The organism is Bradyrhizobium sp. BRP56 (assembly GCF_020194035.1).
Taxonomy (GTDB): domain Bacteria; phylum Pseudomonadota; class Alphaproteobacteria; order Rhizobiales; family Xanthobacteraceae; genus Bradyrhizobium; species Bradyrhizobium australafricanum.
In genome coordinates this window covers 20,574-30,571 of the sequence record NZ_JADYVV010000091.1, presented here as the reverse complement: position 1 = coordinate 30,571, position 9,998 = coordinate 20,574, and the positions used below count along the sequence as shown (strand labels likewise).

The 9,998-nt window shown below is 65.1% G+C and carries 10 protein-coding genes; 5 read left to right on the top strand and 5 right to left on the bottom strand.

Features of this window, described 5'->3' with window-relative positions; genetic code table 11:
• Positions 1-219 precede the first annotated feature (219 nt).
• Positions 220-924 (bottom strand): SDR family oxidoreductase, encoded by a 705-nt coding sequence (locus I6F38_RS39325; RefSeq protein ID WP_225164182.1) that lies wholly within the window; start codon positions 922-924, stop codon positions 220-222.
• Positions 925-1,064: 140 nt separating this feature from the next.
• On the opposite strand from I6F38_RS39325, the gene I6F38_RS39320 reads away from it, so the two are divergent.
• On the top strand, positions 1,065-1,883 hold the full coding sequence (locus tag I6F38_RS39320) for an extracellular solute-binding protein (RefSeq protein ID WP_225164181.1): 819 nt from the start codon (positions 1,065-1,067) through the stop codon (positions 1,881-1,883).
• Here I6F38_RS39320 and I6F38_RS39315 read toward each other — a convergent pair.
• The 4 genes from I6F38_RS39315 to I6F38_RS39300 form a co-directional block, all read right to left on the bottom strand.
• Positions 1,857-2,555, bottom strand: a complete 699-nt coding sequence (locus I6F38_RS39315) for an ABC transporter permease (protein ID WP_016845814.1) — start codon at positions 2,553-2,555, stop codon at positions 1,857-1,859. The genes I6F38_RS39320 and I6F38_RS39315 overlap by 27 nt on opposite strands.
• A 59-nt stretch (positions 2,556-2,614) precedes the next feature.
• Positions 2,615-2,998: a response regulator gene (locus I6F38_RS39310; RefSeq protein WP_050425581.1), complete on the bottom strand. Its 384-nt coding sequence runs from the start codon at positions 2,996-2,998 to the stop codon at positions 2,615-2,617.
• 113 nt (positions 2,999-3,111) lie between these two features.
• Complete coding sequence (locus tag I6F38_RS39305; RefSeq protein WP_225164180.1) at positions 3,112-4,347, bottom strand: extensin family protein; 1,236 nt, start codon at positions 4,345-4,347, stop codon at positions 3,112-3,114.
• 126 nt (positions 4,348-4,473) lie between these two features.
• Complete coding sequence (locus tag I6F38_RS39300) at positions 4,474-6,534, bottom strand: autotransporter domain-containing protein (protein ID WP_225164179.1); 2,061 nt, start codon at positions 6,532-6,534, stop codon at positions 4,474-4,476.
• 760 nt (positions 6,535-7,294) lie between these two features.
• Between I6F38_RS39300 and I6F38_RS39295 the strand changes: the two genes are divergently transcribed.
• The 4 genes from I6F38_RS39295 (at position 7,295) to I6F38_RS39280 (ending at position 9,912) form a co-directional block, all read left to right on the top strand.
• Positions 7,295-7,576 carry a hypothetical protein gene (locus tag I6F38_RS39295; protein WP_225164178.1) on the top strand — a complete coding sequence of 94 codons (282 nt, stop codon included), beginning with the start codon at positions 7,295-7,297 and terminating at the stop codon, positions 7,574-7,576.
• The gene (locus I6F38_RS39290; protein WP_225164177.1) at positions 7,536-8,093 is read left to right on the top strand and encodes a hypothetical protein; all 558 of its coding nucleotides are present in this window, start codon (positions 7,536-7,538) and stop codon (positions 8,091-8,093) included. Before I6F38_RS39295 ends, I6F38_RS39290 begins: the two co-directional genes overlap by 41 nt.
• A 736-nt stretch (positions 8,094-8,829) precedes the next feature.
• Positions 8,830-9,444, top strand: a complete 615-nt coding sequence (locus I6F38_RS39285) for a septation protein IspZ (protein ID WP_225164176.1) — start codon at positions 8,830-8,832, stop codon at positions 9,442-9,444.
• Positions 9,445-9,516: 72 nt separating this feature from the next.
• On the top strand, positions 9,517-9,912 hold the full coding sequence (locus I6F38_RS39280) for a hypothetical protein (protein WP_225164175.1): 396 nt from the start codon (positions 9,517-9,519) through the stop codon (positions 9,910-9,912).
• The last annotated feature ends 86 nt before the right edge of the window (positions 9,913-9,998 follow it).

Sequence of the window (9,998 nt, the reverse complement as noted above, 5' to 3'; positions counted from 1 at the left end):
CAGCCAAACTCGCCCTCATCGCCGTCGCCAGGAAGCTGTTGACGGTCCTCAATGCCATGATGCGAGACCGAAAGCCGTACCTGCAGACCAATCCAACATAACAGTTGCCGGCTTTCGCCGGGACGACACCGAATATTGGTGCCGCTTGTGAATCACAAGCTCACTTGCTCCTCAGGGTCTGACTATGAGTCAGACCCTGAGGATGACGGGTTAGTTGCCTCAAATCGACCGCATCAATCCGCCATCGACGCGGATGTTCTGGCCGGTGATGTAGCCCGCGCCGTCGGAGACGAGGAAGCTGATGGTTGCGGCGATCTCCTCAGCCTTGCCGTAGCGCTTCATCGGCACGCTGTCGCGGCGCTCGTCGGTTGCCGGCAGGCTGTCGATCCAGCCCGGCAGCACGTTGTTCATGCGCACATTGCTGGCGGCGTAGCTGTCGGCGAACAGTTTGGTGAACGCGGCGAGCCCGGCGCGGAACACCGCCGAGGTCGGAAACATCGCGCTCGGCTCGAACGCCCAGGCGGTGGAGATGTTGACGATCGCGCCGGATTTCTGCGCCTGCATGTGAGGCGCGACGAGACGCGTCGGGCGGATCACGTTCATCAGGTAGACGTCGAGACCGGTGTGCCACTGCTCGTCGGTCAGTTCGAGCACGCCCGCGCGCGGGCCGTGGCCGGCGCTGTTGACCAGCGCATCGATGCGGCCCCAGCGCGCGATCACGCCGTCGACGGCGCGCTTCAGATCATCGTTGGAACGGTTCGAACCAGTGAAGCCGAGGCCGCCGAGCTCCTTCGCCAGCGCCTCGCCCTTGCCCGACGACGACAGGATCGCAACGCGGAAACCATCGGCCGCGAGGCGCCGCGCCGCTGCCGCTCCCATGCCGCTGCCGCCTGCGGTAACGAGCGCGACCTTCTCCAAAGCCATGACCTGATATCCCTTCTTGTTGTTTCGTTCGAGGCGACCCTAGCACTGCCGATCGCAGCGCGCGACATCGCGCCTGCTTTGCGTCACCGGACGAAATGCGGCATGGTGACCAACATCGTTCTCCGGTACGCAGTATTCACATGACATCCCTCCTTCGACACCTTGTCATCGCCGCCGTGATGCTGTTCGCCGGCCCCACACTCGCGCAGACCCGGTCCGTCACCGTCGCCTCGACGACATCGACCGAGCAGTCCGGCCTGTTCGGCTATCTGCTGCCGCGGTTCTCGGAGGCCTCGGGCATTGCCGTGAAGGTGGTCGCGGTCGGCACTGGACAGGCGCTCGACATCGGACGGCGCGGTGATGCCGATGTCGTGTTCGTGCATGATCGCGTGGCCGAAGAGAAATTCCTGGCCGAGGGCTTTGCGACCAAACGCTATGACGTGATGTACAACGATTTCGTCATTGTCGGCCCGAAGGCCGATCCGGCGCATATCGCCGGCGACAAGGATGTCGCGGATGCCCTGCGCAAGATCGCCGCGACCAGTTCGGCCTTCATCTCGCGCGGCGACCACTCCGGCACGCACGAGGCCGAGCTGCGGCTCTGGAAGGCGGCCGGCGTCGATCTCGGCTCAGCGAAGGGCCAGTGGTATCGCGAGATCGGCCAGGGCATGGGTCCGGCGCTCAACATGGCATCCGCGTCGAATGCCTATGTGCTGTCCGACCGCGGCACCTGGCTGTCGTTCAAGAACCGCGGCGAGCTCGCCGTGCTGACCGAAGGCGACCGGCGGCTGTTCAACCAGTACGGCGTGATGCTGGTCAATCCGGCCAAGCACCCGACGGTGAAGGCCGTGGACGGCCAGGCCTTCATCGACTGGCTGGTCTCGCAGGCCGGGCAGTCGGCCATCGCCGGCTACAAGGTCGGCGGCGAGCAGCTATTTTTCCCCAACGCCGCGCACTAGCAGAAACGCGATCGTGCTGACGCTGACGCTCAGCGCAAGCAGGATGACGCCGAGCCCGAGACCGAGCGCCAACTCGCCCTTGCTGGTCTCGAGCGCAATCGCGGTCGTCATCGTTCGCGTATAGCCGCTGATATTGCCGCCCACGATGATGATGGCGCCGACCTCCGCGATGGCTCGGCCGAAGGCGGCGAGGAACGCGGTGAGCAGCGAGGCGCGGCCGAGCGAGAACACCAGCGCAAGGCTGCGCAGGCGGGACAGGCCGTCGGTGCGGATCAAATCGGCATATTCCGCCCACAGCAGCGCGACCGGACGATGCACCAGCGCGACCACGATCGGCGTCGCCAGGATGACCTGCGCCACCACCATCGCCGTCGGCGTGAACAGCAGCCCGGCGAAGCCCAGCGGTCCGGATCGCGACAGCAGTAGATAAAGCCCGAGGCCGACCACGACCGGCGGCAGGCCGAGACAGGCATTGGCGAGCACGATCACCACCTGCCGTCCGCGAAACCTCGATATCGCAAGCCAGCCGCCGATCGGCGCGCCGATCAGAAGCGCGAGCAGGCTCGCCAGCAGGCTGACGCGCAACGACAATGCGACGATCCCAAGCAGGACCGGATCGCGACCGGCTATCAGCGATGCCGCCGCCGTGATCGACTGTGCGAAATCATTCATGCCGGCACGTTTTGCCCGCACAACGTGCGCATCGTCAAATCGCAGGAACGATCAGTCGCTCAGGCCGGCGCGCCGTTCTTGAGCAGCTTGGCCACGGCCGCGACCAGTTCGTCAGGCGAGAACGGCTTGTTCAGCAGCACGCTGTCCGGCACGCCCCGGGTCGGCCACTCGTCGCCGCCGCCGCCGGTGATGTAGAGCACCGGGAATGACGGGTCGATCTCGCGGGCGCCGCGCGCCACGCGCCAGCCGTCGAGCCGTCCGAGCAGGCGGATGTCGGTGACCAGTGCGCTGTATTTGGTGCGGAACGCCTTCAGCAGCGTCAACGCTTCCTCGCCCGAGCCCGCGATCGCCGGCTCATAGCCGCCGTCCCTCAGGGCGTCCTCTACCATCATCTGAAGATCACGATCGTCTTCGATGACGAGAATGATCGGCGCGTCTTGCAAAGCTATCCCCCAGAAATCAGCCGGGTGCGCCCGGCTCCGAAGCATATGCAGCATAAAAGTGGCTACCGTTTGCACGGTGTCACCCAGTAAAAATACGGGTATCAGACGCGTCCCTATTCGTCGGCGAATTCGTCTTCTTCGTTGACCCCCGCCTTACCCCGCGGGGCCGGCTTTCTGCCGCCGAGCGATCCTGTGACATAAGGTTCGCGCGTTGCATAGGGGTTACGGCCGCCGGCACGCGCCGCGACCTCCTCGCCCGAGACGGCGGCGGGCTGGCAGATCAGGCGCCGGCTGGCCCGGCGCATCAGATCCACATGGATGTGGTCGTAGTGATAGACGTTGGACCCCGGCGCCAGCACCGTGGTGAATTGCTGGCAGGCGGCGGCCTGGACATCGCGCAGAAAGCCCTGCTCTTCCGGCAGGCCCTTCCAGCCATCCTTCACGGTGACACGACGCCCGTCAGCCAGCGTGAAAGCTGCGATGTCGAGCGCATTGCCGAAGGCGTGCTCGGAAATATGCGCGTGCGAATTGCCGTTCATGCCGCGGCAGGAATAGGCCGAGATCTGCTTGATCTCGACGACACGCGCGCCGAACCAGCGCTGCGCCGCCGGCTGTACGGAATCGGCGAGCCAGCGCTCGAGCACCGAGACGATCGGGCACGCCAGCGTTGCCGCCGGCTTCACTGCGACGGGGCCGACCGTCACCACCGGATTGCCGCCCGAGGGACCGAGCCGCGGCGGCGCTGGCGCGCCGGGCGGCTGGTGGGAATACGGTGCCGGTGAATAGGGCGCGGCCGCGCTGTCGCGCTGCGGATTGGATGGCAGGCCCGGATAATAAGGTCGCTCGCCCCTGGCATCGGGCGAGCCTTCCGACGGCAGATCGATCTCGTCCTGTTGCGGCGGAACGCCGGGCGCCGACAGCGAGACCGGCCCATTCTGACGGCTGCCATAGCCCGGCTCGTTGCCATAGCTCGGCTGGCCGACGGCCTGATTGGAATACGGCGCCTGCGCGGGCGGCGGAGGCGGCTGGCGGTTGATCGGCCAGCGCGGCTGGTTGCCGACTGATGCCGGCGGCCGCAGGCTGTCGTCGGCAAATCCGTAAGCCGAACTGGCTTCACCGAGCGCGGCGACCTTGAGCGGGAACTCGGCGCCGCAGACGCCAGGACCGGAGATCGGATCAATGCGGACAAGGTCGGCGCTCTCCTTGACCGCGCCCGACTTCAGGCATGCGGCCTCGGCCTCGGCCCGCCACGGTTCGCGCTCGGCGGTCTGAAACAGACCGCGACCGCAACCAGCCAGCGACACAAGGATAAGGGAGCCGACGAGATACAAACGAACTCCACGCGTCATGGCGCGGAGGTTCTGCGAATTTGATTAAAGACTCTTCAACGCATTTCGATGCGTTGTTTTCAGCTGTCCTTAACCATGCGGCGGAACCCGGCAGGGCAACACGCGCCCTGCCGAGAATGATCGCCATCACCACGTGTAGCGAACGACACCCTTGCCGCCATAGGACGACGTGACGTCGGAGAATTCGCCTTCGAAGGTGAGCGCCGCCGACCAGCCGCTAGTCCAATTCATCGCCGCGCTCGCGGTGGTGAGCACCGCGTCGCTCGCAGGCGCCGCACCGTTGACCACGAAGGACGCGCCCGGCAGCGTCTGGAATGTCGCGGCAACGCTGCGATCGGTGTTGTAGTCGTGCGCCCAAGCAAGGCGGCCGCGCAGGCTGAGAATGCCATCCTGCAATGCGATCGAGCGATCGCTGCGGAGGCCGAGTTCGCTGCGCGTGGCGGTGACGGTCTTGGCGCCATAGGCCGTCGCGAACGCGCTCGATCCCGACAGCACCTGCTCGGCATAGGACGGCAGATCGTAGGTCGTGAACTGTCCGGCGGCATAGGGCGTCAGCGCCAGCGACCACGGCGTGATGAAGCGATAGCCGCCTTCGATCCGGCCCGACAGCGCATTGGCGTTGAATTGCGCGCGCAGCCGGTCGATGCCGGCGATCGTCACCGTGCGATCAGTGGTGACGTCCTGCCAGCCATAGGCCAGCGCGCCCAGCAGATAGGCCGGCCCGAATCCATGACGGATGAAGGCGCCGGCCTGGAACAGATCGGAGCGTCCACCGCCGAGTGCATTGGCCACGGTGAAATTGGTGCCGCCGCCGGCGAGCGCAAAGCCCGCGATCGTGTCGGGCGAGATTCGGTAATCGGCGCCGACGGCGACACCGAAAATGCGGCTCGTGGTCGAATTCGATCCGACGGTGATGCCGCCATCGGTGCTCTGCCCGCCGCCGAAGCCCGCCGCCCAGACGCTCCAGCGCTGCTCGAACGACCGCGGTGGCGGCGGCGCCTTGCGATAGATCGCGGCATAGGCGTCGCGCGCGGCGTTCGCTCGCGACATGCCGGTCGATGCGTAGCTCATGGTATCATCAGCGAATTGCGACGCGCCGCCATTTGCAGGCACGCCGCCGCGCCCTTCGGTGAAGGGATCCGTCATGACGCCGAGGAACATGTTCATGGCGTCGAACGTGGTCTGCTGCGAGCCGGTGCCGAGTTCGCCCGACGCCTGCGTCAACCCCGCCGGCGTCAGCGCGCCGAACGCGGCGGAAATGCTACCGCTGCTGTTGAAGGCGTTGCTGATCGCATGGCCGACCGCGGCCTGATTGCCGCTGAGCTTGGCGGTTGCGGCAAAATTCAGCGCCAGATTGAGATAGACGTTGTTGGCGTCATAGCTCAGGCTGGAGATGAAGTTCGATGGCAAATTGCTGTTGACCGGCCCGGCAAAGCTGCCGCTGACACCGCCGGCCGCGTTGAGGATGGTGTACTGCTTCTGGAACGTGGTGCCGGTGAAGGACGCGTTGACCGTGGCGCCGCCGAGCGTTGCCGCACCTGTCGCGTTGGTGCGATCGGACGCCGCGGCCGACACTTCGACCAGATAGGTCGATGCGGCGGTGAAGGTCAGGCTGCCCTGCACCGTGAGCGCGCCGATCGAATTGCCCGGCGACAGCGTGCCGCCATTGACCAGGACATTGCCGACGCTGCCATTGCCGCCGAGCGTGCCGCCGGCATTGACGGTCACGGCATTGCCGAGCGAGCCATTGACCAACAGCGTCGCGCCGGAGCCGATGGTGGCGCCGTTCTGGTAGCTCTGCGCGTCGGTCACGGTCCAGACGCCGCCCTGCACGTTGAGCACCTCGAAATTGATCACATTCGAGAGCGTGCCCGAGCCCGGCCCGAACAGATTGAGCGTGTCGGTGCCGACGCCGCCATCGATCCGGCCGGTGATGGTCGAACCGCCATAGAGATTGAGCGCGTCGTCGCCGCCTTCCATACTGATCGCGCGGCCGGTATTGCCGATGATGGTGCCGTAGTTGGAGAGCACGTCGGCGCCCTCGCCGGTCTGGATCGCTGCGCCGTCGCCGCGGATGAAGCGGGTCGAGCCGGTGCCGGTATAGGTCACGCCGTTCAGCGTACCGACCGAGCCGGTATCGGGCGTGCCGTTCTGCAGCAGCGTAACGCCGTTGGGATCGGGAATCATGCCGTTGCCGATGATGGTGCCGTAGTTGACGATCCTGTCGTTGTCGACGGCAGCATTGCCGGTCTTGTTCTCGGAGCGGATCGCATAGCTGTTGTTGCCGACGATGGTGGCGCCGGCATAGTTGATCAGGTCGAGCGCCGCCGATCCGCTGCGCGAATGGTCCGGATTTGAATCGTTGTTGACGACGATGCCCGCCGCGCCACCGCTGATGGTGCCGTAGTTGCGGATGGTGCCGCCGCCGATCGCAATGCCTTCGCTGTTGTTGAAGCGGCCGCCGTCGTCGGCGCCGGTTGCGCCGGTGCCCTGGACGATGCCGTAATTGGTCAGCGTCAGGACATTGTCGATATCGATGCCGTCGCCATCGCTGCGCGTCGAGACGCCATCGATCGCCCCGGTGATGGTGCCGTAGTTGGTGACGATGGCGTTGCCGCCGCCGACGCCCGCACCGTTGCGGCCGATGATGGTTGCGCCGGCAAAATTGTTGACCGTAATGGTGCCGGCGTCGCCCGCGGTACCGTTCTTGGCACCCGAGATCAGGCCGCCGGCATAGTTGTTGACGGTGCCGTTGTGGCCGCCCTGAAGATCGATCGCATCGGCGCTGGGCCGGCCGGTTGCGGGATCGATCGTGCCATTGGCGATGATCTGGCCGTAATTGTCGATCGTGAAGTTTTCGCCCGGACGGATCGCGTCCGCATTGGCCGCGGTGATCAGGCCGGTCGCGCGGTTTGTGATGTGAACGCTCGCGGCGGTCGAGGTGAGATTGTCGAAGTCGATCGCCTGCCCGGTCGCCGATTTGATGGTGCCGGCATTGTCGACCGAGAACCTGGCCGCGGTCGTGCTGTTGCTGCCCGACGCGCCGTTGATCTGGATGGCGTCGTCCGCCGACTGGATCGTCGCGCCCGCATTGTTGACGACCGACAGCGTTGTTGAGATTGGTGGTGGCGCGGATCGCGCGAGACCCGGCCGTATTGGTCGCGTCGATCAGGCCGGAATTGGTGATCGTGGTGGTTCCGCCGCCGATCCGCATCACGTCGCTGCCTGATGACCTGATGGTGCCGCCGCTCTGGTTGGTGATCGAGAACACGGTGGTGTTCGACGTCGCGTTGACGAAGTCGAAGACGCGGCCGTTGCCCGTCGACTGGATGGTGCCGGCATTGTCGACGGTGACCGACCCGCTGCTCAGGCCGCCATTGATCCGGAATGCATCATTGGACGCGGTGAAGAGCGCGCCGGAATTGTTGATCAGCGTGAGATTGCCGCTGATGGCGCTGCTCGAGGTGTCGATGCCGCGCGAGGTCGCCGAGATGGTGCCGTTGTTGGTGATGACGACGCCGGGCGACGACAGGCCGGTGATCCAGGTGATCGCCGTGCCCGTCACCGACAGGCTGCTGCCGGCGGCGACCGAGCCGGTGTCATTGTTGGAGACGGTCTGCGCCGTCGTGCTGTTCGGAGGAGTGCTGAAGCTTGCGGCCAGTGCCGGACAGGAGAACCCCAACGAAGTCGCAGAAATAGCCAGCGCAAGCCGGCTTGCGCGGCTCAGAAACTCAGATTTCACGTAACGCCCCCAAGTACTTATTACCGGGGTAGAGCCCCGGTCATTGCGGGCGGCAATCTGGGTATGGTTTGTGACAGGCGCACAACAAATGACGATGCTGCCTTGCGGCGCAACGACACAGGGGCGAGAGCAACCGACGGACATCCAAGCGGGTGCTGCTATCGGCGCCTGGAACCGGCGCCGCCGCTGAATATATTTGCGGCGCGTCAACGCCTTGATTCGGCGGCTATTTGAGCCGTGCATCGCAATGCGGCATTGCCGCGAATAGCGAGCCTGACAACAAGACTGCCTTTTTCGGCCTGGAACCCCTTGCTAGCTTTGACGTTAATGCGGGCAGCGTTGTGTGAACCGAGGGAGTTTCCCCAATGGATTTCGCGAGTCCTCTGCTGAGCAAGCTGAGCATTGTGGCCGCGTACATCGCGTTAGCCTTCGTCGGCGCCATTATTCTCGGCGTGTTCTAGGACATTCGACAGGCATGAGTTCAGCGCCCGGCGGCCGCCCCCGCCGGCGCTTTGCTGTTTTGCGTTCACTCCGCCACAACTACAGCTCGACGATCGCGATGAGGGCTCGAATGCGATGCGCGTGCAGCGCTGCGCCGTGCAACGGCGGGTCGAGTTTTGCGAGTCGCCCTTCAGGTAATGGCTTGTGTCTGCCCGGCGGTCGCTTCATGTGCGTCGCCGGACCCGCTATAAGAGCCGCATTGTCGAAAATGAATTGAACCTGCGGGCGACCGGCGACCAATGAAGCATTTCCTCACCGCGGCCAGGCTGTTGGCCCTCGATCTCGCTTCGACCCTTGTCTTTCTTGTTCTGTTCCTGCTGACGCACAACACCGCGCTTGCGGTCGGCCTCGGCATCGCATTCGGCGTCGTGCAGATCGGCGTCCAGATGGTGCGCGGCAAGCGGATCGACACCATGGAATGGCTCAGCCTGTTCCTGGTCGTCGCCGCCGGCTCCGCCACGCTGCTGACCCACGACCCGCGCTTCGTGCTGTTCAAGCCGAGCGTGATCTACGCGATCGTCGGCGTCGTGATGCTGAAGCCCGGCTGGCTCAACCGCTACCTGCCCGAGATCGCACAGAAGGTCGTGCCCGATGTCGCCGTCAAGGTCGGCTATGCCTGGGCCGCCCTGATGTTTATCTCCGCCGCGGTGAACGCCATCGTCGCGCTGACCTGCGAGATCACGACATGGGCCGTCGTGATGCCGATCTTCGGCATCGTGAGCAAGATCGTGGTGTTCCTCGGCGGCTTTGCCGCGCTCCGCCTCACCGCAAGGCGCCGCATCCGCGCCATGCCGGAGGCCCAGCGCGAGGTCGTGCTCGCGCTCGAAGGAGCACCGGCGCCCGCGGCGCCGTAACCCCCGATCGGGGTGTGGTTGACGAAACAAACGGCCCGCGCGACGAAACCATTTTGCCATGACGACGAAGAATTGCTGAAACCAAGCCTGCCTAGTGATCGGTTCGACAACGCGCTGCTTCGGCGCGATCACAAGGGGGACATGATGGCTTTCACCGCTTCCGCGCTCCGTCACGGCAAACTGCTGGCGGCAACCACGTTCACGCTCGGTCTGCTGACCTCGGCGTCCTATGCCTACACCGACGAGCAGCAGCAGATGTGCACCAGCGACGCCATGCGGCTGTGCAGTTCGGAAATTCCCGACGTCGATCGCGTCACCGCCTGCATGATCCGTCAGCGCGCGCTGCTCAGCGACGGCTGCAAGGCGGTGTTCCACTACGTGCCGCCGACGGCTGCTCAACCCGCGAATTATGCGCCCGCGGCCAAGCCGGCGAAACCGCTCAATATCACTCCTCACAAGCGCGGCTAAGCAAAACCCCAACAGCGACCAAGCACCGCGCTTCCGGCAACGGAGCGCGGTGCTTGATCGTTTCGGTCCGCCATGACAACAAGGCA